Origin of the sequence: Corynebacterium maris DSM 45190 (genome assembly GCF_000442645.1) — a bacterium.
GTDB classification, from domain to species: Bacteria; Actinomycetota; Actinomycetes; order Mycobacteriales; family Mycobacteriaceae; genus Corynebacterium; species Corynebacterium maris.
Map to the genome: position 1 here is coordinate 1,732,209 of NC_021915.1, position 26,019 is coordinate 1,758,227.

The window sequence follows — 26,019 nt, forward strand, 5'->3', positions numbered from 1 at the left end:
TTATGGAAAAGATCCCGGCCAACGTCCTGCGTGCGGCCACCGTGGCTTTGTTGGTGATGTCGGCGCTGGTGATTGTGGTGGGTTATCCCTCGATCCCGGATCCGATGCCCGTGCATTACGCGGGGGCGGACCCGTCGACCGTGCAAGACAGGTCGTGGTGGTCGGCGCTGTTTCTGCCCGTGCTCGGCGGGGTGGCGCTCGTGCTGTCGGTGCTGTTGTGCACGGACGCGCGCAGATCGACGGACCCGCAGCCGGTGCGCGACGGCAGGGGCGTCGCGGTGCCCTACTCCCCCGCGATGGCCAGGCGGCAGCGTGAGCAGATCGAGGCCGTCAACCTGGGGTGGTCCTGGTTGGCGCTGGGCTTTGCCGTCGGCGTGGCTTACGCCGGTCCCGTCGCGGTGCTGCCCGCCTTGGCCCCGGCGTCGCGGTTGTCGTTGCCGGTGATCGTGGTCGCCACTTTCCTGGGGCTGTTGAAGATGCTGAACCTGGTGGTCGCCACGGGTCGGCGGGTGCGCGCGGAGGCGGAGCCGGACCTGGAGGAGGTGCAGCGGGCGGAGGCGTTGGGTGAGGAGAAGAAGGTGTTTCGGCTGGGGGCGTTTTATTACAACCGGCTGGACCCGATGCCGATCGTCAAGGCCCGGCGTCAGCCCGATGCGATGGAGTTCAATTACGCCCACGGCCCCGGGCGCCGGTTTTTGTGGTCGTTGCTGGCGGTGTTCGTGGTGGTGGCCGCGGTCGTGGTCATCCCGACTTTCACGACGATGTAGCCTCCTCGCCGGGATGTGTGGGGCCGAAGGGCGGTCCCGTTCCCCGGCGGCGTCCGCGCCGTGTCCCCTCCCCTAGGGCCGACGTGAGGTGAGGGCCGCGTGGAGCGCACAGGACAACGCCGCCGAGGGACGGGACGCTGTGGTGCGTTCTCCCTGCCTCGGCGGCGTCGGGCGTGAGTCAGTGGTGTGTCATCATCCACCCAGGGGCGTCATCAGCCCCAGGGTGGTGGGCAGCCAGATGGATAGCTGCGGGATGAACACCACGGCGAACAGCGCCAGGATCAGACCGCCGAGGTACGGCCACAGCCTGCGGATGACCGGTTCGATGCGCAGTCCCGCCACTTGGGCGCCGACGAAGAGGACGTTGCCGATCGGCGGGGTGATCACGCCCAGCGAGAGGTTCATCACGACCATGGCGCCGAAGTGCACCGGGTCGACGCCGAGTTCGGTGACGATCGGCAGGAAGATGGGCACGAAGATCAGGATCGCCGGGGTCGGATCCATGAAGGTGCCGATGAGCAGCAGGATGATCATGATGATGAAGAGGATGATCACCTTGCTCTCGGACACACTCAGCAGGCCGCTGGCGATCAGGTCCGGGATGCCGGCGAAGGCCATCACCCACGACAGCGCCGAGGACGCCGCCACGAGCAGCATGACGATGCAGGTGGTGCGGGTGGCGTTGAGCAGGATGCCGGGCAGGTCCTTGATCCGCAAGGTGCGGTAGAGGAAGCCGAGCACCAGGCAGTAGATCACGGCGATGGCCGCGGACTCGGTCGGGGTGAACCAGCCGAGCAGGATGCCGCCGATGACGATGAAGATCATGAACAGGCTGGGCACCGCGCGCCAGATGACGTACAGCGCCTGCGCGATCGTGGGGTGTTCCGTCTGGCGCTTGTAGTTTTCCTTGCGGGCGAGCCACACGGCGATCAGCAGGACCGCCAGCAGCCAGAGGACGCCGGGGCCGACGCCGGCCATGAACAGCGCGGCGATCGAGGTCGAAGAGACCAGGGAGTAGACGATGAAGGTGTTCGACGGCGGCAGCAGCATGCCGGCCGGCGCAGAGGCCACGTTCACGGCGGCGGAATAGGCGCGGTCGTAGCCTTCCTGGCGCATGCGCGGGCTCATGACCGTGCCCACCGCGGACGCGGAGGCCACGGCGGCGCCGGAGACGGAGCCGAACATGCCGTTGGCGACGACGTTGGTCATCGCCAGGTTGGCCGGCATCCGCCCGACGAGGACTTTGGCGGCGTCGATGAGTCTGGAGGCGATGCCGCCGGAGTTCATCAACGCCCCCGCCAACACGAAGAACGGAATGGCCAGCAGGGAAAATGAGTTGGTGCCCGTGAACATGCGCTGGGCGACGGCCTGGGCGGCGTTTTCCGGGCCCAGCACCGCCATGGCGGCGATCAATGACGGCAAGCCGATGGCGATCGCGATCGGGACGGACGCGGCGATCAACAAGACGATGCCGACGAGCAGGATGAGTGCGGCCACCGCAGAAGGGGACAACATCAGCGGTCTGCCTCCTTCGAATCGGTGGAGTCCGCCTCGGCGGACACGACAAGGGTGGAATCGGAGGCGGCTGGCTCCGTCGGCTCGGCGACGGGGTCATCGATCTCCGGGTAGGGCTCGATCTCGCCCAGGAACAGGCCGACGATGTCCATGAGTGCGAAAACGGCGATGAACACGCCGGCGATCGGAATGACCAGGTAGACCCAGCCGATGGTGAACGGCAGGGCCGTCAGGTTTTGCTCCCAGGCGATGGACGCCGCCAGGTAGCCGCCCCACACCAGGCCGACGAGGGCGAAGAGCAGAACCATGACCTGCACGAAGAGTTGGGCCACGCGCTGGCCGGCGAAGGGAAGCTTGCGGGCCAGGAAATCGACGGCGATGTGGCCGCGTTCCCCGAACAGGAACGCGGAGCCCAGGAAGGAGAGCCAGACGAACAACAGGCGGGCGAGCTCCTCGGACCAGGTCGACGGCTCATTGAGGATCTGGCGGCTGACGACCTGCCAGGTCGTCGTGGCCACCAGGACCGCGAACAGCGTCACGCTGAGCACGGCCAGGATGGACTTCAGGAAGTCACGGATCGTGGGCAACATCTAGCTCTCCTCCCCGGCGGAATCCACGTCGTCCGCGCGGATCGCGTCGTAGAGATCACGCTGGTAGTCGGTGGTCAGGAATTCGTCGGCGATCGGCGCCAGCGCCTCCTGGAACGCTTCCTGGTCGATTTCGGTAAAGGTGGCGCCGGCGGCCTCGCCGCGCTCGATGGACTCCCGGGTTTCGACGTCCCAGAGTTCGGTGTGCTCGACCATGGCGGTCTCCCACTCCTCGTCGAAGATGCGGCGGTCCTCTTCGCTCATCGCCTCCCGCAGGTCCGAGCGCATGATCATGTAGTCCAGGCCGACGAGGTGGTTGGTGTAGGACCAATACGGGGCGACCTCGTGGTGCTGCTGGGTGACGTAGGAGACCTCGTTGTTTTCCGCGCCGTCGAGCACGCCGGACTGGATCGCGGTGTAGACCTCGCCGTAGGACAGCGGCGTGGCTGCGCCGCCCATGAGCTCGATCATGCGGATGTGCATGTCCGATTCCTGGACGCGGATCTTCTGCCCCGCCAGGTCGGCCGGCACCCGAAGAGGCCCATCGGCGGTGTAGATGGAGCGCGAGCCTTGGGTGAAGCCGCCGATGACGGTGATGTTGTTGGAGTCTTCCAGGGAGTCGAACAAGGAGCCGACGATATCCTGGTCGCGGATGACCCCCATCTGGTGCTCGACGTCGCTGAAGGTCGTCGGCATGTTCAGCACCTGGAAATCGCGGTTGAGGTTTTCCAGCTGGGTGCCGGAAACGATCGCCATCTCGATGGCGCCGGAGGAGACGAACTGGAGCACCTCCTGCTGGGAGCCGAGCTGTTCGTTGGGGTAGATGTCGATGACCCAGCGATCGTCGGTGCGCTCCGCGAAGCGTTCAGAGAAATTGTCCAGGGCGATGTAGCTGGGGTGCGCCTCGGTCTGGTTCAACGCGAGCTTGACGTAGGTGGTCTGGTCTTCCTGGCCGACGGTCTCCAGGTTCAGTCCCCCCAGGTTGGCGCAGGCGCTGAGGCCGAGGGCGGCCGCGGCCATCGTCGCGGTGAGGGCGATGCGGGCCCACCGGGGGCGGCGACGTCGGGGTACTTCCGGTTTCGGGGCCGTCAGTGCACTGGGCTTCATGGGCTGACTCCGTGTTCAGGTTCAGTGTCGGGGCGTGCCCTGGCCCGGACAGAACCGGTTGCACGCGCTATGGGCTTCCCCCGCCCACGGTCACGGTGGCCTTCCCGGTGGCCGCCACACATGGGGTGGGAGTGTAATTCAGGCAACAATCCAATAGGTGTTACGTGCTACATTTCCATAAAAAGTAGGAGGAGGGGAAGCCCGCCCCGGTTAAGCACGGCATATGCAGGAGAAATAACCGGAACCTTACTTGCATTTAACCCCCTTTAGGGGGTGCCGTGTCAGTATTTACCACATTTGATAATACCTATATTCGCGCCCCGTCAGAGCCCCGCGACATCGCCGATCACATAGACCGCAGGCGAAGTGATCCGCGCTTCAGCCATCGCCTCAGCGAGCGTGGCCGCCGTCGCCCGCACCGACACCTGCCCCGAGGTCGTCCCGTCCTGAATCGCCGCCGCCGGAGTCTCCGGCGCCAACCCCGCCGCCATGAGCGCCGCCGTGATCGCCGCCACGTGACGCACCCCCATGATCACCACGATCGTCCCGCCGAGCCGGGCCAGCGCGCCCCAGTCCACCAACGACCCCGGATTCTCCGGCGCCAGGTGCCCGGACACGACCGTAAACGCATGCACCACCCCACGGTTGGTCACGGGAACCCCCGCCGCCGCCGGCACAGAGACAGCGCTGGTCACCCCCGGCACCACCTCGCAGGCGATCCCGGCCGCAGCACACGCCTGCACCTCCTCGAAGCCACGCCCGAACACAAACGGGTCACCGCCCTTCAACCGCGCGACCCGCCGCCCGGCGCGGGCGTGTTCGACCATCAGCCGGTTGGTCTCCTCCTGGGCGACCTGCCGGCCATAAGGCAGTTTGGAGACGTCGATGATTTCCTTGTCCGCCACCGCCTCCTCGCCGATGATCTGCGCGAGCTGGCCCGTGGGGCCCAGGTGGTCGGTGAGGATCACGTCCGCGTCACGCAGGGCGTGCGCGCCACGCAACGTGATCAAGTCCCATGCTCCGGGGCCGCCTCCGATGAGGGTGACTGCCGCGGGCTGAGGGGTCGTTGGTGTCGTCATGGCTGAATAGTGTACGGCCCCTACCAGTGAACGCGGCCACACGGTTACCCTCGGGGCATGTCGCCTCTCACATCGATCACCCTGCACCACGACTACGCCGACGCCCTGCCGGAATTGACGGTCGACTGGTCCGCCGAAGAGCAACCGGATCCGCACTTGCTGGTCCTCAATGAACCACTGGCCCGGGAACTGGGGTTGGACCCCGAGTGGCTGCGCTCCGCCGAGGGGGTGCAGTTCCTCATCGGCCGTGCCCTGCCGGATACGGCACGCCCGGTGGCGATGGGTTATGCCGGGCACCAGTTCGGGCAGCTGTCCCCCAGGCTTGGCGACGGCCGCGCCCTGCTGCTCGGGGAGATCTCCGCCGCCGACGGATCCCTGCGCGACCTGCACCTCAAAGGTTCCGGCCCGACCCCCTTCTCCCGGGGCGGCGACGGGCGCGGGGCCGTGGGGCCGATGCTGCGCGAATACCTCATGTCGGAGGCGATGGCGGCGCTGGGGACGCCGACCACCCGTTCACTGGCGGTGGTGGCCACGGGCCGATCCATTCCGCGCGCCGGCGGGCCCGAGCGCGGGGCGCTGCTGGTGCGGGTGGCACGGGGGCACAACCGGGTGGGCACGATGCAGTACACCCGCCTGCTGGACGGGGAGGGCGGCCTGACCGGACGGTTGGCCGATTATGTGATCGGTCGGCACTACCCGGAGCTCGCCCAGGCACGGCACCCGCACCGGGAACTGTTCACCGCCGTCGCCCACGCGCAGTCCGCCACGGTGGCGCAGTGGCTGCGGCTGGGGTTCGTGCACGGGGTAATGAACACGGACAACACCACGCTCACGGGCGAGACCATCGACTACGGGCCGTGCGCCTTCACCGACCGTTATGATCCGGACGCGGTGTTTTCCTCCATCGACCACGGTGCACGCTACGCCTTCGGCCGGCAGCCGACGATCCTGGGGTGGAACCTGGCCCGCCTGGCGGAGTCGATGTTGCCGTTGTTCGACGACGACCCGAACACGGCCCTGGAGTGGGCGCAGGAGGCCATCGACGCCTTCCCTGGGATCTACACCGCCGCCCGGCACGCCTCCATCGGTGAGGCGCTCGACGTGACTGCGGATTCACCGCTGGTGGAGGCTTATCTGTCGCTGGTACAGGCGACCGCTCCGGACCTCACGAGCTTTCACCGGGGGCTGATCCCCGCGGCCGAAGGCGACGATCGTATGGTGCTGTCGTCGGTCACCCCGGAACATCATGGAGCGGTCGAGTCGTTTGTGGCCTCCTGGCGGAAGACGTCTCCTGATGCGGCGACGCTGGCCCGGCTGCATCCGATCTACATTCCGCGCAACCACCTGGTCGACGACGCGCTGCGCCACGCGGAGCGCGGGGATCTGGCCGCCTATCAGCGGCTGTTGGCGGCGGTGACGGACCCGTTCAACGCCTCCTCGCAGCTCCTGGAGCTGGTGGGCCCCGCGCCGGAGACCTTCGGGCCGTTCATCACCTACTGCGGGACGTAACCGTCGGAACTCGTCGATGACGAACGCCTGCCCCGCCCGGGAGCGTGTCCCACGCGCGGGGTTTGGCCATGAGTTCGGCCATGTCGGCGGGCACGATCTACCAGGACACTCCCCAGCGGTCCTTGAGCCAGCCGCGGGTCTTCGCTTCCGGTGCGGCGGACAGGCCCAAAAACGGTCGATGTCAGGCGGCGGCCGTCCAGGTGGCAGGCGCGGCTGCGGGTGTCTCCGCCGGCGGCCACCGGCACCCGGGCATGCACAAAGCCGCACCATTTGGGTAACCAAATGGTGCGGCTTGGCGACGCTGGACGTGGTTAGCGGTCCAGCTTGAGGGTCTTCTGGGTGTACTCCCACATCTCGTCGTAGAGCTTCTCATCCTCGGCCAGGTCGATGCCGTAGGACGGGAACATCTCCTCGATCTTCGGGGCCCACTCGATCATGCGGTCACCGAAGCACCGCTCCAGGACCTCGAGCATCGCCGCCGGGGCGATGGAAGCGCCCGGGGAGGCGCCCAACAGGCCCGCGATGGTGCCGGTCGGGTTGCTGATCAGGGTGGTGCCGAATTCGAGGGATCCGAAGCGCGGGAAGCCGACCGGCTTGATCACCTGAACGCGCTGACCGGCGACGACGGTCTCCCAGTCCTTGCCGTCGGCTTCCGGGATGTACTCGCGCAGGGTCTCGACCTTGTCGTCGAAGTCCTTGAGGATCTCCTGGACCAGGTACTTGACCAGACCGAGCTCCTGGACGCCGACGCCCAGGTAGGAGGTGAGGTTGTCCGGGCGGATCGACTTGAACAGGTCGAGGAAGGATCCCTCCTTGAGGAACTTGGGGGTCCATCCTCCGTACGGGCCGAACATGAGGCCCTTCTCGCCGTCGATCACGCGGGTGTCCAGGTGCGGAACCGACATCGGCGGAGCGCCGACCGAGGCCTTGCCGTAGACCTTGGCGGAGTGCTTCTCCACGAGCTCGGGGTTGGTGCAGCGCAGCCACATGCCGGAGACCGGGAAACCGGCGTAGCCCTTGACCTCGGGGACGCCGGCCCCGCGCAGCAGGTCCAGGGCGTAACCGCCGGCGCCGACGAACACGAAGTTCGCGCGCACGACCTGCTTATCGCCGGTGTGGACGTTTTTCGCGGTGATCTTCCACTTCGCGCCGTCTTCGCGGATGCTCAGCACCTCGTGGCCGTAGCGGACCTCGGTGCCAGCGGCCTTGGCGGCAGTGATGAACTGGCGGGTCTGGGCGCCGAAGTTGACGTCGGTGCCGACCGGGGTCCAGGAAATGGCGACCGGGTTGGACTCGAAGTCGCGCCCTTCGGCCATCAGCGGCAACTTCTCGCTGAAGACGTCCTTGTCGTCCGAGTACTCCATCTCCGGGAAGAGGTGGCTGGCGGACAGCGCTTCGTAGCGGCGCTTGATGTAGTCGACCTGGTCGGCGCCTTGGCCGAAGGAGACGTGATCGACCGGGTTGATGAACTCGCGTGGGTCATCGAGGACGCCGTTGTTGAGCTGATGCGACCAGAACTGACGGGAAACCTGGAACTTCTCGTTGATGTTCAGGGCCTTGGTGATGTTCACCGTGCCGTTCTGGTCCGGCGTGTAGTTCAGCTCGCAGAGCGCAGAGTGCCCGGTGCCCGCGTTGTTCCACGGCGAGGAGGACTCCTCGGCGGGGCCGTCCAGTCGTTCGAAAATGATCTGCGACCAGCTCGGCTCAAGCTCACGAAGCAGGGCTCCGAGCGTTGCGCTCATAACACCCGCACCGACTAGGGCGACATCGACCTCATCAGTGATTTGGGTGCTGTCGTTGGCGTTGGACACCTCTTGTTACCTCTTCATTGTCGATTCTCGTCGATCAGCCTCGGACAGCCATCAGGAATGGGCGGCCGAAGATTCCAATCCAGCTTACGCCTCATATATTAGGGGGTGGCATTTGACTGTTGAAAGCTGTGGGAAGATGTGACTTCTTACCCCCTTTCGTGCCTTATTTCCGTTCCCCACCCGGCGCCCACGCCCCCGCTGTGACCTGAACAACATATGCGCAGGTGCTACATGACCGTTATTCTGGGCGGCTATGAGCACCACCCCGGGACCCACCGACGCCCCCTCCGACCGTTGGCACGAGGACCTGCTCGGCCCCGATTTCCAATCCCGGGACCTCCACCTGGGGCCGGACCCGGAGGGCGAGGGCGACGCGGTCGCCACGGTGGTGCGCCATCGCCCGCCCGGCGACGACGCCGATTTTTCCGGCCGGCCGGCACTGCTGTGGGTCTCCGGCATGACGGACTACTTCTTCCAGGAGCACGTCGCCCGCCACTTCCACGAGCACGGCTACGCTTTTTACGCTGTCGACCTGCGTAAATGCGGGCGTGCCCGGCAAGACGGTCAGCGCTGGCACTACTCCGCCGACCTGGCCAACTATTTCCCGGACCTCACCGCCTCCCTGTCCCTGATCACCGAGGCGGGCCACCCGTCGCTGACGCCGATCGCCCACTCCACCGGCGGCCTGGTCGCAGCGCTGTGGCTCGACCGCCTGCGCCGCACCTCCCCCGCCCGCCACAACCGGATCGGCGGGCTGATCCTGAACTCACCGTGGCTGGACATGCAGTACCCGGACTGGCTGGTGCGTCTGCTGCGGCCAGCACTGAAGGCCTTCGGCGCCAAGTTGCCCAACCTCAAGATCCCGGGCGGCAACCTGGGCACCTACGGCGCATCGATCCACTCGTCCCGGCACGGCGAATGGGACTTCGACACCCGGATGAAGCCGCTGGGCGGGCACCCCAAGTACGTCATCTGGCTGCGTGCCGTCCTCGCCGGGCAGGCGAAAGTGCACCGCGGCGAGGTGGACGTGGGCGTCCCCGCTTTGACGCTGTGCTCGACGAAGTCTTATCTGGGGCAGCCCTATTCTGCGGCCAGCGACACCGCGGACACGGTGCTCGACGTGAACCAGATTCAGCGGTGGGCCCCGGCGCTGGGCCAGGACATGACCGTGGCCGCCCTGGACGGCGCCCGGCACGACGTGTTCCTGTCACTTCCCCACGCCCGGGAGGAAGCGCTGACGACGTCGACGCGTTGGCTGGACGAACGGGCGCGCGGCACCGGTGATCAGGGCGTTTCATAGGCGAACCCCCAGGAATAGTCCGACCAAGATGGGTTATTGTTGATTAAAGACAGCAATCTTCAATTTCAGGAGCGTTTCTCACAGTGACCACCACCCCCGCCGTCGACGCCCACTATGACTACGTCATCATCGGAGCCGGGTCCGGCAACTCCATTCCGACCGAGGATTTCGACGACAAATCCATCGCGATCGTCGAAAAGGACAAATTCGGCGGAACGTGCATGAACGTCGGTTGCATCCCGACGAAGATGTACGTCTATGCCGCGGACGTGGCCCTCGCGGCCCGAGAGTCCGAGCGGTTGAACATCTCCACCGAGTACCACGGCGCCGACTGGTCCGGCATCGTCGACCGTGTCTTCGCCAACCGGATCGACAAGATCGCCGAGGGCGGCGAAGCCTACCGCCGGGGCGACGAGACCCCGAACATCACCGTCTACGACCAGCACGCCTCCTTCGTCGGCCCGAAAACCATCAAGACCGGCCAGGGCGCGGAGGAGAAGGTCATCTCCGGCGACACGATCATCGTCGCCACCGGATCGCGACCGTCGATTCCTCCGGTCATCGCGGACTCCGGCGTGCCGTACCACACCAACGAAGACATCATGCGCCTGCCGGAGCAGCCGAAACGGCTGGCCATCCTCGGCGGCGGATTCATCGCCATGGAGTTCGCGCACGTCTTCGAGGCGCTGGGCACCGAGGTCACGGTGGTCAACCGCTCCCCGCTGCTGCGTCCGATCGACTCCGACATCTCCGAGCGCTTCAACAAACTCGCCGCCGAACGTTACACCACTCACGTCGGCCGTCTGGTCACGGAATTCTCCGGCGATGAGAACGAAGTCACGCTGACGCTCGACGACGGCACCGAGATCACCGCCGACGCCCTGCTGGTGGCCACCGGACGCACCCCCAACGGCGATCAGATGAACCTGGACGCAGCCGGCATCGAGATGCGCGAGGACGGGCGCATCAAGGTCGACGAGTTCGGTCGCACCACGGCCGAGGGCGTGTGGGCCCTCGGCGACGTTTCCTCCCCGTTCCAGCTCAAGCACGTCGCCAACGCGGAAACCCGCAAGGTGCGTCACAACATCCTGAACCCCGATGACATGGAGCCGATGCCGCACGATCTGGTGCCGTCCGCGATCTTCACCCACCCGCAGATCGCCGCCGTCGGCCTGACCGAAGAGCTGGCCCGTTCCGCCGGTTTCGACCTGACCGTCAAGGTGCAGAACTACGGTGACGTCGCCTATGGCTGGGCCATGGAGGATGACACCGGCATCGTCAAGCTGATCGCCGACAAGAAGAGCGGCCGGCTGCTCGGCGCGCACTTCATGGGCCCGCAGGCGGCCACCCTGATTCAGCAGGTGATCACCATCATGGCCTTCGACCTGGACGTGCGCACCGTCGCCACCAAGCAGTACTGGATCCACCCGGCGCTGCCGGAGGTCACCGAGAACGCACTGCTCGGCCTCGAGTTCAACGAGGACTGACACTCGGCGCCCGAGAGGCCCCGACGGGGCCCTCTCCCCGAGTGTCCAGCCGGCGCCCCCATAAGGGGCGCCGGCTTTTCTGCGCGCCTGAAAGCCCACCCGAAACCGGACTCGGCCTGCCCCGGAGCGACCGATGGGCAAAGTATGTACAAATGCAACATATCACCCCTGAAAGCCACCCCCGTCACCACCTATTGCAAAAATAAGTTTCCCCCCAAACTAAAGGGCGCTAACTAAATTTTCACTGAGATTAACGTCACTTCCTCCCCTTCTGTCACACGGATGTGGCTTGCAGGGCGTTCCTGCCCACCAGAAAGCCACTGCACAGCCATCTCCCCAACTGCACACACGCAACACCAAAACTATGCTCAGGCAGGCACCGGCCTCTCCCCCTCGCAGTCCGAAACCCGGCCGCCGGATGCGCGGGCGTTTCCATCCGGTTCGCCCGCTGATCTTGAAGAAACACAAAGGATATTCCCCCATGCGCTCCATCCGTAAAGCAGCCGTCGCCGGCGCCGCAGCCGTCACGATGGCTTTTGGCTCCACCTCTGTCGCGGTCGCCCAAGATGACGTCTGCTCCACCCACACCGACAACGTCGACGCGTGCGTTCCCCTCGACAAGGACTACGAGACGGACAACGACCCGAATAACCCGTCCCTGTCCTCCCAGATCGGCCGCTCCCTGGACCGTGACGAAGGCGTCACCGGCACCGAGCTGTTCGGCGTGGACACCGACCTGTCCTCCGCGCCGGCCTGGGCGCAGGCTTTCCAGGCCCTGACCGTCGTCGCCGGCCTCGGTTCCCTGATCGGCCTCGTGGTGGGCCCGATCTACAACGCCATCGTCCACGGCTAATCCACTTCAGCGCAGTCCCGCTACCTTCAGAAAAGGAATATCATGCGTAACTTCCGTACCGCCGCCGTGGCCGCAGCCACCGCCCTCACCCTCGGACTGACCGGCACCGCCGTCGCCGGCGCCCAAGAAGGCGATGACGTCACCGAGACCCAGGAGCAGAACGCCTCGCTCTCCTCCGGCATCACCACCGCGCTCAGCAGCGGCTCCTCCGCGGCCGGCCACGACCAGGAAGCCTGGAAAGAAAATGAAGACGGCCAGATCGAGGCCCCTCTGGTCACCGGCGGAGACATGTTCGGCGACGACGTCTCCCCTGATCTGCCGGCCTGGGCCCAGAACTGGAAAGACTTCAACACCGTCGCCAGCGTCGGCGCCGTCGTCGGCCTGATCGTCGCCGCCGTCAACGCCGCCAAGTACGTCGGATTGCTGCCGCGCTAAGGCTTGTGGGGAATGCGGGGAGAACATCCTTCGGCTTCCCCCTCCTGACGCGACACCGCCCGGGCCCCTCAGGGGCCCGGGCGGTGTTTTGCATTGAACGATTGCCGGGAAACCGCCGACGCACGGGCGTGCAGCTAAACGATGCCCTCGTCCGGGAGGGTGAGGATCTCGTTGCCGTCCTCGGTGATGACGATGGTGTGCTCGAACTGCGCGGTGAATTTCCCGTCCCGGTTCTGAATGGTCCAGCCGTCGTCCCACATCCGGTACGGCAGCTCTCCCAAGTTGATCATCGGTTCAATGGTCAAGGTCATGCCCGGCTCGAGGAGGTCCGTGTAGGCGTCCGAGTCATAGTGCAGCACGACCAGGCCGTTGTGGAAGGTCGGGCCGACGCCGTGACCGGTGAAGTCCTGCACCACGTTGTAACCGAAACGCTTGGCGTAGGACTCGATGACCCTGCCGATGACGTTGATCTGTCGGCCCGGCTTGGCCACCTTGATGCCGCGCATCGTGGCTTCACGGGTGCGCTCGACCAACAGTCGGTGCTCCTCGGAGACGTTGCCCGCCAGGAAGGTCGCGTTGGTGTCGCCATGGACGCCGTTTTTGTAGGCGGTGACGTCGATGTTGACGATGTCGCCGTCCTGGATCACCGTGGAATCGGGGATGCCGTGGCAGACGATCTCATTGAGGGAGATGCAGCTGCCGCGGGTGAAGCCGCGGTAACCGAGGCTCGAGGGGTAGGCGCCGTGGTCGATCATGTACTCGTGGGCGATGGCGTCGATCTCCGAGGTGGTTTTGCCCGGCTCTACGGCCGCACCGGCCAAGGCCAGGGCGTTGGCTGCGATACGGGAAGCCTCGCGCATCTTCTCGATCGTCTCCGGGGTCTGGACGAACGGCTCGCCGATGTTTTCTTGGACCGTGTCCTTCCACACGTACTCCGGACGTTCGATGTGGTCGGGCACGGGCGGAGCGGGGACGGGTTTTCCGGGGGTGAGCATTGCACGTTCAGTCATGCCGACCATGCTAGCCCCGGTCCCCGCGATTCACGGATTCGGGACCTTCCGACGACCGACAGGAGAAGTGTCCCTAGTCACAGACCTATTTATGCAGTTAAGATGGCCCTATGAGCGAGGAGAAACCAAGCACCGCCTTGACTGAGGAAGAATCTGCCGCCGTCGACAAGTCCTCGTCGCCGTCGATCGGGAAAATCGTCCTCGGCACCGCTGGTGTGGCGCTCCTCGTCGGCGCGGGCGCAGGCCTGGGGATCGGGGCGGCGACGCCCACCCCGCAGCAGCAGGACTACGCGGTCTCTGCGACCGGGCCGCTGGCCCCGTCGACGCAGCTGGCCACCGAGGTACATGACCCGCACGGCGTGCTCAGCGCCGACGACGAACAACGCCTGCTGCGCGACGCGGAACGGTTGGACGCCCCCGCCGTGGTCGCCCAGCTGCACTACCTGGTGTTCGCAGAAAACCACGAGAACGTCAACGACACCGTCGAAGAATTCATCCGCGACGCCCGCCCTGAGCTGATCGGCGCCGACGACGACTCTTTCGCCGACGGCGTGCTCATCGTCGGCGTCGGCCTGGATCCGCGCCAGTCGTTTGTCTTCGCCGGCAACGACGTCGCCGACGCGCTGCACCTGCGGGATGGCCGCCACCTCGACGACGCGGTCACCGCCATCCAGCCGGGCGTGCGCGACGACAACATCCCCGCCGGGCTATTCGCGGGCGCGAACTCCGCCACCGACGTCGAGGAACTCAGTCAAACCCTCTACGACGACGCCGTCGGCTCCCGCACCGCCGGCATCATCGGCGGCGGCGTGGGCGCAGGCGCGCTGGGCGGATCCCTCGCCGCCGCCGCCGGCGCCACCGCCCGCACCCGCTCCCGGAAGATCGCCCAGGCACGCGCGGAAATGGACCTGGTGTCCGCGGAATACGGCCAGCTCGCCGGGCGTCTCGACCAGATCGACGTGCGCGCCCACTCGCTGGCCTCGCCTTTCGCCGACGCCACGATGCGCAGGCAGTGGGAGGAGGTCCGGGACCGCTTCCTGCGGCTACACGACGAGGTGGACGCACTCGGAGAACTGACGCCCTCCTCCCCCGACAAGGAGTTCCTGGCCAAAACAGACGAAATCACCGAGGCCGCGTTGACGACCCGGCAGGTCAGTTACGCCGAAGACAACATCGACACGCTCTTTCGCCTCGAACACGGCGACGACGTCGTCCGCCGCACCGAACTGGAAGCGCTGCGTTCCGACGTCGTGGAGGCGCAGGTCAGCCTGGAGGACACCGACAGCGGACTGTACCGCGAACTGCAACGGGTACGCGACCAGGCCGACTCTCTGTCCTCCCGCACCGGCGACGAGGACTTCCTCGACCACTTCGTGGTCCTGCTGGCGGATTACCGTTCCGTGCTGGGTGAGCTGCGCCGCCAGCAGTTCGACGACGTCGACGAAGCGGAGGCCACCGCCCTCAAGTCCCCGGCCGTGTACGAGCGCGGCTGGCGCCCGGGATACGGCTACCACGACTTCGTCCCGTTTTGGGTGATGGCGTCCTGGCACACCAGCAATGTCCAGGCACAACAGGCGGCGTCCTCCGGGGCCACGAACACGTCTTTCAGTTCCGGGTTCTCCGGCGCCGGCGGCTCCTCAAGCTTCTAGCGCGAAATCAGGCGGCCGGCTCCTGTGCCGGGGCGATCTGCGGTCCGGCCTTCAGCTCGTCGAGCGCGTTCAGGAAGCGGTCCGCCGCGTTGACGGCGATCGTCGACCCGCCGCCGTAGACGATGAGCGAGGCGAAGGCCAGGTCATCGCGGTAGCCGGTGAACCACGCGTGGGAACCGTCGTTGACTTCGGCTTCGCCGGTCTTGCCGTGGATGTCACCGGATGCGGTCATCCCGGCCGCCGTGCCGGAGGTCACCACCGAGCGCATCATCCGCTGCACCTGGTCGATGGTTTCCGGCGCCGGGGACGGCACGTCCTCGCTGACCGTGGTCTCGTGGCCTTCGATCAGGTACGGAACCGGGCGGGTGCCGGCGGCCGCGGTCGCGGACATCAGCGCCGCCCCGAACGGGCTCGACAGGGTCAGCCCCTGCCCGTAGCCGGCTTCGGTGCGCTCCAGCGGGGTTTCCCCCTCCGGGACCGCACCGGTGGCGGTGTTCAACCCGGGAATGTCGTAGTCGACGCCCAACCCGAAGGCCTTGCCCATCTCCTGCAGCTGACCGGGTTCCAACTGCGTGGACATGTCCGCGAAGGTGGTGTTGCAGGACTGCGCGAAAGCGTTGTTCAGCGGGACGTTGCCCAGGGAGAATCCGTTGAAGTTGGTGACGACGCGCCCGTAGATGTTCTGGGTGCCCGGGCAGCCGACGACCATGTCGGCGTCCATCCCCAATTGCTGCACTCCGGACGCCGCGGTGATGACCTTGAAAATCGATCCCGGCGGGTACTGGCCCATCAGCGCGAGATCCCCGGCGCGGTCGGCGGCTTCCGTTTGGGCGACGGCCAGCACCTGCCCGGTGGAGGGGCGGATCGCGACGAGCATCGCTTCCATGTCCTGCGGCAGTTGCGACAGGGATTGCTCTGCGGCGACCTGTGCGTCGCGGTCCAGGCTCACCCGCACCGCCGGTTCGGGGTGTGGTTCGTGGTACACCAGATCGCCGATCACGGCGCCGTTGTCGTTGACGGCGGAGACCTTCCACCCGGCGTCGCCCTCCAAGTCGTCGGCGACCAGCGGGCCGATCCGGGCCATGATGTCCGGTGCGAAACCGGGGTCGGTGGAGACCATGGCGGCCTCTTCGTTGAGGAAGACTTCCCGGCGCTCAGCCAGGTCAGTCTCCACGGCGGGGCCTTCAACGGCGTTGATCATAGCCACCGAATACGTCCCGCCCGCCGCGGACAGCTCCTCCGTCAGGGCCGCCGCATCAATCGTGGGCACCGTCTCGTCGCGGTCGTGGGCCGCGTTGACGGCGCGGGCGATCGCCCCGGCGGTCTCCTCCGGGTCGCGCATCACCTCCGTGTCGACCAGGACGCGGTACATGCTGCCCGGGGCCATCAGCTCCGCCCCGTCCGAACTGACGACGCTGGCTTTCATCGCCGGCACGGAGCGCAGCTCCAGGTGTTGATTTGCGCCGATCTGCGGGTGCACGACGGTCGGTTGCCAGCGGACGGTCCACTCCCCGGACGTCTGGGTGAGCACCATCTGCGTGTCGTAGGCCACGTTGCGGTCCCGGGGCAGCTGCCAGTTCAGGCGGTAGCTGGCGGTGGCGTGTGTGCCGTCTTGGGAGACTCCGGTGAGCTCTGCGCTCAGCCCTTCCGCTTGGAGGCCGTCGTAGGACTGGGTAATCATCTTGAGGGCGGGCTCCGGTTGGTCCACCAGGCCCGCGACCGTGTCGGCGTCGCGGGCGGCGAAGGCCGACAGAAATTCTTCGGCGGTCGGCTCGGCGGACACGGGTTTCGGAGTGCAGCCCGCGATCACCCCGGCCACCAGCAACAGCACCGCGACCAGTCCACCGACCCTTTTCATGGGCATAAAAATAGCAGCGCCGAAGACTGCTTCGACGCTGCCACGCACAAGATCTCCCGTGTCTAGCGGGTGACCTTGACTTCTGCCTTGGTGCCCTGGATCTCTTCCAGCCCCTGCTCCTCGGCGATGCGGTAGGCCTCCTCGATGAGGGTCTCGACGATCTTGGCCTCCGGCACCGTCTTGATCACTTCGCCCTTGACGAAGATCTGGCCCTTGCCGTTGCCGGAGGCCACGCCGAGATCCGCGTCGCGGGCTTCTCCCGGCCCGTTGACCACACAGCCCATGACGGCCACGCGCAGCGGAAATTCCATGCCCTCCAGTCCGGCGGTGACTTCTTCGGCGAGGGTGTACACGTCGACCTGGGCGCGGCCGCAGGACGGGCAGGACACGATCTCCAGGCCGCGCTGACGCAGGTTCAGCGACTGCAGGATCTGGTCGCCGACCTTGATCTCTTCGACCGGGTCGGCGGACAGGGACACGCGGATGGTGTCGCCGATGCCCTGCGACAGCAGGGCGCCGAAGGCGACGGAAGACTTGATGGTGCCCATGAACTTCGGGCCCGCCTCCGTCACCCCGAGGTGCAGCGGGTAGTCGCACTGCGCCGCCAGCTGGCGGTAGGCCTCGACCATCAGGACCGGGTCGGAGTGCTTGACGGAGATGGCGATGTCACCGAAGCCGTGCTCCTCGAAGAGGCCGGCCTCCCAGAGGGCGGACTCCACGAGCGCCTCCGGCGTCGCCTTGCCGTTGTATTTGGTCAGGATGCGCTGATCCAGGGAACCGCCGTTGACGCCGATGCGGATCGGCACGCCCGCATCGCCGGCGGCCTGGGCGACTTCCTTGACGCGGCCGTCGAACTCCTTGATGTTGCCCGGGTTCACGCGCACTGCGGCGACGCCGGCGTCGATTGCGGAGAAGATGTACTTCGGCTGAAAGTGAATGTCCGCGATGACCGGGATCGGCGACTTCTTGGCGATCGCCTCCAGCGCCTCGGCGTCGGCCGGCTTGGGCACGGCCACGCGCACGATGTCGCAGCCGGCGGTGGTCAGCTGGGCGATTTGCTGCAGGGTGGAGTTGATGTCGTGGGTCTGGGTGGTGGTCATCGACTGCACCGACACCGGGTAGTCCGACCCCACGCCCACGTCGCCGACCTTGAGCTGGCGGGTGACGCGTCGCGGAGCCAAGGTCGGAGGCGGGGCGTCGGGAAGACCGAGTCCGATCGGTGTGGCCATGAAATCTCCTCGTATGAGTTATGTGTTCGTGCTTGGTGGCACAGTGTAGTTCGTGGGCGGCGTCGCGCAGTGCACCTACTCTAACACCACGTTTACACGGTTGAATTCGTAGTTATAGCGCATGGGTCTGGCATCTGCGGGGTCATCCCCTGAGCGTTTCCTGGGACTGTCCCCGCCGCCTTCGCAGGCACGGGGCAGACCCCGCAACGGAGGTCAGCCGAAGAGCCGCACAGGGTTGACCACGTCCGCGATCAGGACGACGCCGCCGAGCGAAATCAGCAGCGCCGCCATCACGATCGTCACCGGCATGAGCTTTTCGTAGTTGGCCGGCCCGCCGGGGGTCTGGCCGCGCAGTCGGCGGAAGACGTCGCGGATCTTCTCGTAGATGACCACGGCGATGTGACCGCCGTCCAGCGGCGGCAGCGGCAACAGGTTGAACAGCGCCAGGAAAAAGTTCAACGAGGCGAGCATGAGCCAGAAGGAGTCCCACAGGGAACGCTCCACCAACTCGCCGCCGATGAAGGAGGCGCCGACCACGCTCATCGGCCCGTCCATCTGACGCTCCGCGCCGAAGATGGCCGCGACCACACCCGGGATCTTCGCCGGCAGCTGCAGCACCCCCTCCACCGTGGCCTGCAACAGTTGGCCGGTGTAGGCGAAGGTGGCGGGCACCGCCTCCACGGGGCCGAACTGCCGGACGGCGTCGGCGACGGGGCTGCTCGCCAACCCGATGGAACCGGCCTCATAGGTGTCGCCGGAGGTGGTGTACCGCGTCACCGAATCCAACTCGACGGGGATCTCGGAGACCCGCTCACCGCGCTCCACGGTCAGGGTGACCGTCTCCCCCGGCAGCTCCAGCACGGTATCGCGCAGCTGATGGAAGTCGGCGAGTTCCTCCCCGTTGAGCGCCAGGATCCGGTCGCCCTCTTCGACGCCGGCGTCACCGGCGGGCCCGGCGCCGGAGCACTCGGACAGGGCGCCGTCGGCACGCTGATCGGAGGTGCACACCACCTCACCGACCACCGGGCGGGTGTCCGCATACGGGTTGGGGATGCCAGAGGCGACCGCGACGCCGTAGATGACGACCAGACCGAGCAGCAGGTTGACCGCCACTCCCCCGGACAGGACGACGATGCGCTGCCACGCGGGCTTGGTGCGCATCGCGTGCGGAGCCTCCTCCTCGGTGACCTCGTCGAGCGCGGTCATGCCGGCTATCTCGCAGTACCCGCCGAAGGGCACCGCCGCGACGCCGTATTCCGTGTGGCCTTTCTTTCTGGAGAAGAGGGTGGGGCCGAAGCCGATGAAATATCGACGCACGCGCATGCCGAAGGCACGCGCCGTCAGCATGTGCCCCGCCTCGTGCAGCGCGATGGTCACGGCGATGCCTAGCGCGAAAAGCAGGACTCCGAGCAGGTAAGCGCCCACGAAGCTCCTCGTATAAGTCTGGGGGTGGTTTAGCGGGTCAGCGTGTCAACGAGCGCGTTCGCGCGGCGACGGGCTTCCGCCTCGACGGTGAGTATGTCGTCGACGCTTGAGGCTACACCCGCGAATTCGTCGGCAGAAGTCACGATCTCACCGACCACGTCGACGATCTGGGGAAAGGCGATGCGTCCGGCGAGGAAGGCCGCGGCGGCCTCTTCGTTGGCGGCGTTGTACACCGCCGGGTAAGAACCGCGTTTAGCCGCGACGTGGCGGGCCAGCCCGACGGCGGGAAAAGCCTCGTCGTCAAGCGGTTCGAAGCGCCAGTCGTGGGCCCGGGCGAAATCGAGGGCCGGCTGGGCCTTCGGCACCCGGGAGGGCCACGCGAGCGCGTGCGCGATCGGCAGCTTCATCGACGGCGGGGAGGCCTGCGCGACGGTGCCGCCGTCGACGAAGGTGACCATGGAGTGGATGATCGACTGCGGGTGCACGGTGACGTCGATGCGCTCAGGCGCCATGCCGAACAGCAGGCTCGCCTCGATGAGCTCCAGGCCCTTGTTGATCAGCGTCGCGGAATTCAGGGTGTTCATCTGCCCCATCGACCACGTCGGGTGCTGGGCCGCCTGTTGCGGGGTCACCTCCCACATCTGCTCCCTGCTCCATCCGCGAAACGGCCCGCCGGACGCGGTCAGCACCAGCCGCTCGACTTCTTCCGCCGTGCCGGAGCGCAGGCACTGGGCCATGGCGGAGTGCTCGGAGTCGACGGGCACGATCTGGCCCGGGCGCGCGGCGGAGATCACCAGATCCCCGCCGGCGACCAACGACTCCTTGTTGGCCAGCGCCAACGTGGCGCCCGATTCGATGGTCGCCAGCGTCGCGGCCAGCCCCAATGACCCGACCAGGGCGTTGAGGACGGTGTCGGCGGGAGTCGTCTCGACCAGGGTGCGGGCGGCGTCCTCGCCGGCGATGACCTCGCCGCCGAGCGCCCGGCCGACGGCCTGCGCGGCCTCCCGCTTGGCGACGGCCACCTGCTCCGGCTTGAGCCCCAAAGCGCGGGCCTGCGCGATGATCAGGTCCGGGTCGGAGCCTCCCGCCGCGACGCCGACGACGTCGAAGCGGTCGGGGTGGTCGGCGATGACCTCGAGCGCCTGGGTGCCGATGGAGCCCGTCGACCCGAGAATCAGGACGCGGGAAGGGCCGGTAGTGTTGGGGTTGCTCACGACCCCTATTCTGTCATGTCCCCTCCCGGTGCGTCCGCACCTGGTGACCCCCGCCATCATCCTTCGGTTTGCACCCGAGCGGGTGGGGTAGGTCTCCGAGTCGGACATGGTTATGCAAGAATAGGTAATTAAGTATCGGTATTACTTCTCCCCCGTCCACCTTCCGGGCGGGCCGGGCAGGAGTGATCAGCGTAAGGAGTTTGAGGTGGCATCGACCGCGTCCCACAAGAAGGAACCCGAGATTTACGACGGCGTCTCCACGGAGGATGTTCCGTCCGCCGGCTGGGGCTGGAGCGAACTGTCCCGCCCCGCGATTCAGATCACCGGCTGGATCAGCGTGTTCATCATGCTCGCCTTCCTCTTCGGCAACCATGAGGGCCACGTCGAGACCATCTGGATCCTCGTCCTCACCGCCTTGATCGCCATCGGGCTGCTGCTCTTCGCCTTCGAGCCGAAGTGGAGCCAGACCCGCACCCTCACCGGCCACAACAAGCCGGTCGGCCACGTGGAGCCGGACTGGACCTACGACCAGAAGACGCTCTCCGGCGCCTACTCCACCCTGAGCGACTCGCAGCTGCGCTCGATGAACATCGATCCGGCCCGCGTCCAGCACCTGCGCGCGACCCCGGGCCTGACCGAGGGCACCGTCCAGTCCACCGCCAACCTGGACGCCGGCCGCTCCGGCGCCGCAGAAGGCGTCAAGGACACCTTCCGCTAAACGCTGATCAGCCACGACAACCGTCCGGCGCCGAAATTTCGGCGCCGGACGGTTTCTTTGTCTCTTCTCTGCCCTGCTGAGGTCTCACCCCCACTCCGTCGATACGCGGAGCGGGGGTGAGGAACAGGGGCCTACTGCTCTTCAGCTGCGAGCTGGCCGCAGGCGGCGGCGATCTCCTGACCCTTGGTGTCGCGGACGGTGCAGGTGACCCCCTGGGCGCGGACACGGCGGACGAACTCGTCCTGGCGTTCCTTCGGCGCGGCGTCCCACTTGGATCCCGGGGTGGGGTTCAACGGGATCAGGTTCACGTGCACCCGGTGGCCCAATGCCTCGTAGAGCTTCCTGCCCAGCATGTCTGCGCGGAAGTCATGGTCGTTGATGTCGCGGATCAGGGCGTACTCGATGGAGATGCGGCGCCCCGTCTTGTCCGCGAAGTAGACGGCGGCGTCCAGGATGTCGTCCACCGAGAAACGATTGTTGATGGGCACGAGCTCATCACGGAGCTCGTCGTCCGGCGTGTGCAGGGAAACGGCCAGCGTGACCGGAATCCCTTCGTCGGCGAGCAGACGCACCTGCGGGGCCAGCCCCACCGTCGAGACGGTGACGTTGCGCGCGGAAATGCCGAAGCCGTCCGGGGCCGGGCTGGTGATCTGGCGGACTGCGGACAGCACCCGCTTGTAGTTGGCCAGCGGCTCCCCCATGCCCATGAACACGATGTTGGACAGGCGTCCGCCCTCGGCCTCCATGGTGGCGGCGGCGTGGCGCACCTGCTCGACGATCTCGCCGGTGGAGAGGTTGCGGTCCAACCCGCCCTGGCCGGTGGCGCAGAACGGGCAGTTCATGCCGCAGCCCGCCTGGGAGGAGATGCACAGCGTCGTGCGGTCGGCGTAGCGCATGAGCACCGACTCCAGCAGGGTGCCGTCGTTGAGCCGCCACAGCGACTTCGAGGTGGCCCCGTCGTCAGTCTCCTTGACACGGATCGGATCCATGAGCACCGGAAACAGCTTCTCCGCGACGAGTGCGCGTTTGTCCTCCGGCAGGTCGGTCATCGTAGACGGGTCAGCCTCAAAGCGCCCGTAGTAGTGCTTGGCGATCTGGTTGACGCGGAATTTGGGCAGGCCGAGCTCCGCGAGCGCGTCGACGCGCTGCTGGTGGGTCAGGTCGGCGAAATGCTTGCGCGGCATGCCGCGCTTCGGTGCAATGAATTGCAATTTTACTGGTTCAGCCATAACGGTTCCCATCTTTGCATGTTTCACCTGGGGTTACCCAATTGTTGACCTCTCCACGTCCTTCTGTCAACGGCACAATCGCCTCAAAAGGTATTAAATGGGGGCATGGAACGACGTGACTATCAGCCCCACAGCGCCGACCGGTCCGAACATGGCCCGAGCGACGGCTTTGATTCGACCAACCCTTCGGCGGAATACACCCCGGACGCCATGCCCGCTGAAGTGGCCCCCGCCTCCGCCGAGATCGACGTGCCTCCGGAGCCTCCTGCGCAACCGGAGCGGGACAACGTACCCCGCGACGGCGCGCCCCGCGGGTCCCTCGCCGGGGGCGCGTGGGTGGCGTTGATTCTGGGGGCGCTGCTGTTGATCCTGCTGCTGGTGTTCATCCTGCAGAATCAGCAACAGGTCGAGATGAACCTGTTTGCCTGGTCCTGGAACTTCCCGGCGGGCGTGGCCTACCTGTTCGCCGCGATCACCGGTGCTTTGATCACCGCGCTCGTCGGCGGCTGGCGCATATTCGAGCTGCGTCGGCAGGCGAAAAAGGCCGCGAAGTACAGGTAGCGGGACCGCGGCGTGGCTCAGAGGACGACGAGGGTGAAAAAGATCCAGGTGACGGCCGCCGACGGCAACATCCCGTCCAGCCGGTCCATGAAACCGCCGTGCCCCGGCAACAGGCCAGACATGTCCTTGATGCCCAGCTCGCGTTTGAACTGTGACTCCACCAGGTCTCCCAGGCTCGAGGCGACGACCAGCAGCGCACCGAACACGAGGCCCAGCCACCAGGGCTCGTGGATGAGGAACTGAAATGCCAGTGCCCCGGCGAGCACCCCGGCGACAAGAGAGCCGGCGAAGCCCTCCCAGGTTTTCTTCGGACTGATGGCCGGGGCCATCGGGTGGGTGCCGAACATCACGCCGGCCGTGTATCCGCCGGTGTCCGACGCCACGACGCACAGCATGAAAGTGATGATGTACAGCCCGCCGGGGACGCCGTTCGACTCGAACAACGACAGCATCGCCGCGAAAGAGCCGAAGAGCGGAATCCAGGCGAGGATGAACACGGCCGTGGCGGTGTCGCGCAGGTAATTCTGCGGCGGGGCTTTGCGACCGTAGCGGAAGAGCTGGCTGAACATCGCCACCATCGCCGACAGCGCGAAGACCGCCACCACGCCGGTCGCCCCGAAGGGCCAGGAAATCCAGACGATGGCCTGGCCGAGGGCGATCATCCGCCACATGGGCAGGCGGTAACCCTTGTCCCGCAGCTGACCCAAGACTTCCCACATGGCGAAACCCATGGCCACGGCCACGAGCGGGTACCAGGCGACGGGTCCGATCCACACCGACAGCAGCACCACCGCGGCGAGGGCGGCGCCCACCGCGATGGCGACGGGCAGGTTACGGCCGGCCGATTTTTTCGGCTTGGGCAGATCGTCGGGGTTGCCCTGTCCTGAGCGCGATCGGCGGAAAAGCCCGATGCGGCCGACGCGGGAGGCGTCGGGGCCATCGGCTACGCCCATGTGGTCCTCCTGCGGGTCATGGTGCCGTCCAAGCTGATCGGCTGTTTTTAGGTCAGATAGTATTGTCGCCCGCCCCGGGGTGGGAATGCTAATCCGGCGGCGGGCGCAAATCAGGCGCAGAGTGAAGGTGCTAGACCTCCATCAGCTCCTCTTCCTTGGAGGCGACGAGGTCGTCGATGCGGGAGACGTAGTCGTTGGTGACCTTGTCCAGGTCCTTCTCCCCTGCGTTGACCTCGTCCTCGCCGGCGTCGCCGTCCTTCTGGAGCTTCTTCAGGGAATCCATGCCCTTGCGGCGGATGTTGCGCACGGCGATCTTGCCGTCCTCGCCCTTGCTCTTGGCCAGCTTGACCATGTCCTTGCGGCGTTCCTCGGTCAGCTGCGGGATGGTCACACGCAGAACCTGGCCGTCGTTGGTCGGGTTGACGCCGAGGTCGGAGTTGCGGATCGCGTTTTCGATCTCGCTCATCGAGGAGGGGTCGTAAGGCTTGATCAGCAGCATGCGCGGCTCCGGCACAGAAATCGACGCCATCTGCGGAATCGGGGTCAGCTGGCCGTAAAACTCGGCGACGAGGCTGTTGAACATGGCCGGGTTCGCGCGGCCGGTGCGAATGGTGACGAGCTCTTCACGGGTGTGGTCCACGGAGGCGGCCATGCTCGTGGCCGCATCGTCCAGAATGTCCTTGATCATGTGGGGTCCTTACAGGTTGGTGTTCGTTCTTTGCAGAAACAGACCGGATTTTACGCGTGCTGTTCGTACAAATCTATCAGTTTCGAGCAGGTGACTGACGTTTAGGCGACCAGAGTGCCGAGTTTTTCGCCGCGCACCGCACGGGCGATGTTGCCCTCGGTGAGCAGGTTGAACACGAGGATCGGCATGTCGTTGTCCATGCAGAGACTGAAGGCGGTGGCGTCGGCGACCTTCAGCCCCTTCTCGATGACCTCACGGTGGGTGATCTCCTTGTGGAGCTGGGCGTCCGGGTTGACGCGCGGATCAGAGTCGTAGACTCCATCGACGGCCTTGGCCAGGAAGAGGACGTCGCAGTTGATCTCCAGGGCGCGCTGGGCGGCGGTGGTGTCCGTGGAGAAATACGGCATGCCCATGCCCGCGCCGAAGATGACCACGCGCCCCTTCTCCAGGTGACGCGAGGCGCGCAGCGGCAGGTAGGGCTCGGCGATCTGGGCCATGTTGACGGCGGTCTGGACGCGGCATTCGATGCCCTCCTGCAGCAGGAAGTCCTGCAGCGCGAGGGAGTTCATGACGGTGCCGAGCATGCCCATGTAGTCGGAGCGGGCGCGATCCATGCCGCGCTGCTGCAGTTCGGCGCCGCGGAAGAAGTTGCCGCCGCCGATGACCACGGCGATTTCGGTGCCGGTGCGGGCGACCTCCGCGATCTGCTTGGCGACGTTTTCCACGACGTCCGGGTCGATGCCCACGGTGCCCCCGCCGAACATCTCACCCCCGAGTTTGAGCATCACACGCTTATAGCCGTTCGTTGCCTGATTCGCTGACTCGGGTGCGGTGGTCACCGGGGTGTCTCCTTGTGGGTAGTGTCGCACCGCCCGCCGTCGATTCGGCTGCGGTGGCGACGGTCCTTCTGGTCGTGATCATCTTAGCGCCAATGGTGCCTTTATAGCGACAAACCCCACGTGAGTCGCTTTTTCTGCGACGCACGTGGGGTGTGTTCACCTGGCGGCCTGGGCAGGCGTCAGGTCAGGGGCCGGA

The 26,019-nt window shown here is 66.3% G+C and carries 23 protein-coding genes; 9 read left to right on the forward strand and 14 right to left on the reverse strand.

Annotated elements, in window-relative coordinates; all coding sequences use genetic code 11:
• Positions 1-2 precede the first annotated feature (2 nt).
• Positions 3-767, forward strand: a complete 765-nt coding sequence (locus B841_RS08155) for a DUF1648 domain-containing protein (RefSeq protein ID WP_020935014.1) — start codon at positions 3-5, stop codon at positions 765-767.
• A 192-nt stretch (positions 768-959) separates the two neighbouring features.
• On the opposite strand, the gene B841_RS08160 is transcribed toward B841_RS08155, so the two are convergent.
• From B841_RS08160 to cobA, 4 genes are all read right to left on the reverse strand, one after another.
• The gene (locus tag B841_RS08160; RefSeq protein WP_020935015.1) at positions 960-2,282 is read right to left on the reverse strand and encodes a TRAP transporter large permease; all 1,323 of its coding nucleotides are present in this window, start codon (positions 2,280-2,282) and stop codon (positions 960-962) included.
• Entirely contained in the window at positions 2,282-2,872 is a 591-nt protein-coding gene (locus tag B841_RS08165) for a TRAP transporter small permease (protein WP_020935016.1), read from the reverse strand. Before B841_RS08165 ends, B841_RS08160 begins: the two co-directional genes overlap by 1 nt.
• Positions 2,873-3,976, reverse strand: coding sequence for a TRAP transporter substrate-binding protein (locus B841_RS08170; RefSeq protein WP_020935017.1), 1,104 nt, complete (start codon positions 3,974-3,976; stop codon positions 2,873-2,875). It abuts the gene before it with no gap.
• 323 nt (positions 3,977-4,299) lie between these two features.
• Positions 4,300-5,055: a uroporphyrinogen-III C-methyltransferase gene (cobA, locus tag B841_RS08175; RefSeq protein ID WP_084482010.1), complete on the reverse strand. Its 756-nt coding sequence runs from the start codon at positions 5,053-5,055 to the stop codon at positions 4,300-4,302.
• A 57-nt stretch (positions 5,056-5,112) separates the two neighbouring features.
• Here cobA and B841_RS08180 point away from each other — a divergent pair, with 57 nt between their 5' ends.
• Positions 5,113-6,564 carry a protein adenylyltransferase SelO gene (locus B841_RS08180; RefSeq protein WP_020935019.1) on the forward strand — a complete coding sequence of 484 codons (1,452 nt, stop codon included), beginning with the start codon at positions 5,113-5,115 and terminating at the stop codon, positions 6,562-6,564.
• 311 nt (positions 6,565-6,875) lie between these two features.
• Here B841_RS08180 and mqo read toward each other — a convergent pair whose 3' ends face one another.
• Positions 6,876-8,375, reverse strand: coding sequence for a malate dehydrogenase (quinone) (mqo, locus tag B841_RS08190; protein ID WP_020935021.1), 1,500 nt, complete (start codon positions 8,373-8,375; stop codon positions 6,876-6,878).
• A 253-nt stretch (positions 8,376-8,628) separates the two neighbouring features.
• Between mqo and B841_RS08195 the strand changes: the two genes are divergently transcribed.
• From B841_RS08195 to B841_RS08210, 4 genes are all read left to right on the forward strand, one after another.
• Positions 8,629-9,675 (forward strand): alpha/beta hydrolase, encoded by a 1,047-nt coding sequence (locus B841_RS08195; protein ID WP_020935022.1) that lies wholly within the window; start codon positions 8,629-8,631, stop codon positions 9,673-9,675.
• Between the two features lie 83 nt (positions 9,676-9,758).
• Complete coding sequence (gene mtr / locus B841_RS08200; RefSeq protein WP_020935023.1) at positions 9,759-11,162, forward strand: mycothione reductase; 1,404 nt, start codon at positions 9,759-9,761, stop codon at positions 11,160-11,162.
• A 481-nt stretch (positions 11,163-11,643) separates the two neighbouring features.
• The gene (locus B841_RS08205) at positions 11,644-12,015 is read left to right on the forward strand and encodes a hypothetical protein (protein ID WP_020935024.1); all 372 of its coding nucleotides are present in this window, start codon (positions 11,644-11,646) and stop codon (positions 12,013-12,015) included.
• A 42-nt stretch (positions 12,016-12,057) separates the two neighbouring features.
• Positions 12,058-12,450: a hypothetical protein gene (locus B841_RS08210; RefSeq protein ID WP_020935025.1), complete on the forward strand. Its 393-nt coding sequence runs from the start codon at positions 12,058-12,060 to the stop codon at positions 12,448-12,450.
• 134 nt (positions 12,451-12,584) lie between these two features.
• Here the strand turns inward: B841_RS08210 and map are convergent, their stop codons facing one another.
• On the reverse strand, positions 12,585-13,460 hold the full coding sequence (map, locus tag B841_RS08215; RefSeq protein ID WP_404825437.1) for a type I methionyl aminopeptidase: 876 nt from the start codon (positions 13,458-13,460) through the stop codon (positions 12,585-12,587).
• 110 nt (positions 13,461-13,570) lie between these two features.
• Between map and B841_RS08220 the strand changes: the two genes are divergently transcribed.
• Positions 13,571-15,109 (forward strand): DUF5129 domain-containing protein, encoded by a 1,539-nt coding sequence (locus B841_RS08220; protein WP_020935027.1) that lies wholly within the window; start codon positions 13,571-13,573, stop codon positions 15,107-15,109.
• Between the two features lie 7 nt (positions 15,110-15,116).
• Here the strand turns inward: B841_RS08220 and B841_RS08225 are convergent, their stop codons facing one another.
• The 4 genes from B841_RS08225 to dxr all read right to left on the reverse strand — a co-directional run bounded on the left by B841_RS08225 (position 15,117) and on the right by dxr (position 20,835).
• The gene (locus tag B841_RS08225; protein WP_041632218.1) at positions 15,117-16,967 is read right to left on the reverse strand and encodes a penicillin-binding transpeptidase domain-containing protein; all 1,851 of its coding nucleotides are present in this window, start codon (positions 16,965-16,967) and stop codon (positions 15,117-15,119) included.
• A 62-nt stretch (positions 16,968-17,029) separates the two neighbouring features.
• The gene (gene ispG / locus B841_RS08230; protein ID WP_020935029.1) at positions 17,030-18,196 is read right to left on the reverse strand and encodes a flavodoxin-dependent (E)-4-hydroxy-3-methylbut-2-enyl-diphosphate synthase; all 1,167 of its coding nucleotides are present in this window, start codon (positions 18,194-18,196) and stop codon (positions 17,030-17,032) included.
• 213 nt (positions 18,197-18,409) lie between these two features.
• Positions 18,410-19,621, reverse strand: coding sequence for a M50 family metallopeptidase (locus B841_RS08235; protein ID WP_020935030.1), 1,212 nt, complete (start codon positions 19,619-19,621; stop codon positions 18,410-18,412).
• 29 nt (positions 19,622-19,650) lie between these two features.
• A complete protein-coding gene (gene dxr / locus B841_RS08240; RefSeq protein ID WP_020935031.1) occupies positions 19,651-20,835 on the reverse strand; it encodes a 1-deoxy-D-xylulose-5-phosphate reductoisomerase in 1,185 nt (394 codons plus the stop codon).
• Positions 20,836-21,040: 205 nt separating this feature from the next.
• Between dxr and B841_RS08245 the strand changes: the two genes are divergently transcribed.
• The gene (locus B841_RS08245; RefSeq protein ID WP_020935032.1) at positions 21,041-21,553 is read left to right on the forward strand and encodes a DUF2631 domain-containing protein; all 513 of its coding nucleotides are present in this window, start codon (positions 21,041-21,043) and stop codon (positions 21,551-21,553) included.
• A 131-nt stretch (positions 21,554-21,684) separates the two neighbouring features.
• Here the strand turns inward: B841_RS08245 and rlmN are convergent, their stop codons facing one another.
• Entirely contained in the window at positions 21,685-22,782 is a 1,098-nt protein-coding gene (rlmN, locus tag B841_RS08250; protein ID WP_020935033.1) for a 23S rRNA (adenine(2503)-C(2))-methyltransferase RlmN, read from the reverse strand.
• Positions 22,783-22,887: 105 nt separating this feature from the next.
• Between rlmN and B841_RS08255 the strand changes: the two genes are divergently transcribed.
• A complete protein-coding gene (locus B841_RS08255; RefSeq protein ID WP_020935034.1) occupies positions 22,888-23,343 on the forward strand; it encodes a LapA family protein in 456 nt (151 codons plus the stop codon).
• A 17-nt stretch (positions 23,344-23,360) separates the two neighbouring features.
• Here the strand turns inward: B841_RS08255 and B841_RS08260 are convergent, their stop codons facing one another.
• The 3 genes from B841_RS08260 to pyrH all read right to left on the reverse strand — a co-directional run bounded on the left by B841_RS08260 (position 23,361) and on the right by pyrH (position 25,769).
• Positions 23,361-24,296, reverse strand: a complete 936-nt coding sequence (locus B841_RS08260; protein ID WP_020935035.1) for a phosphatidate cytidylyltransferase — start codon at positions 24,294-24,296, stop codon at positions 23,361-23,363.
• 130 nt (positions 24,297-24,426) lie between these two features.
• Positions 24,427-24,984 (reverse strand): ribosome recycling factor, encoded by a 558-nt coding sequence (frr, locus tag B841_RS08265; RefSeq protein WP_020935036.1) that lies wholly within the window; start codon positions 24,982-24,984, stop codon positions 24,427-24,429.
• A 101-nt stretch (positions 24,985-25,085) separates the two neighbouring features.
• Positions 25,086-25,769: a UMP kinase gene (pyrH, locus tag B841_RS08270; protein ID WP_052337820.1), complete on the reverse strand. Its 684-nt coding sequence runs from the start codon at positions 25,767-25,769 to the stop codon at positions 25,086-25,088.
• Positions 25,770-26,019 lie beyond the last annotated feature (250 nt).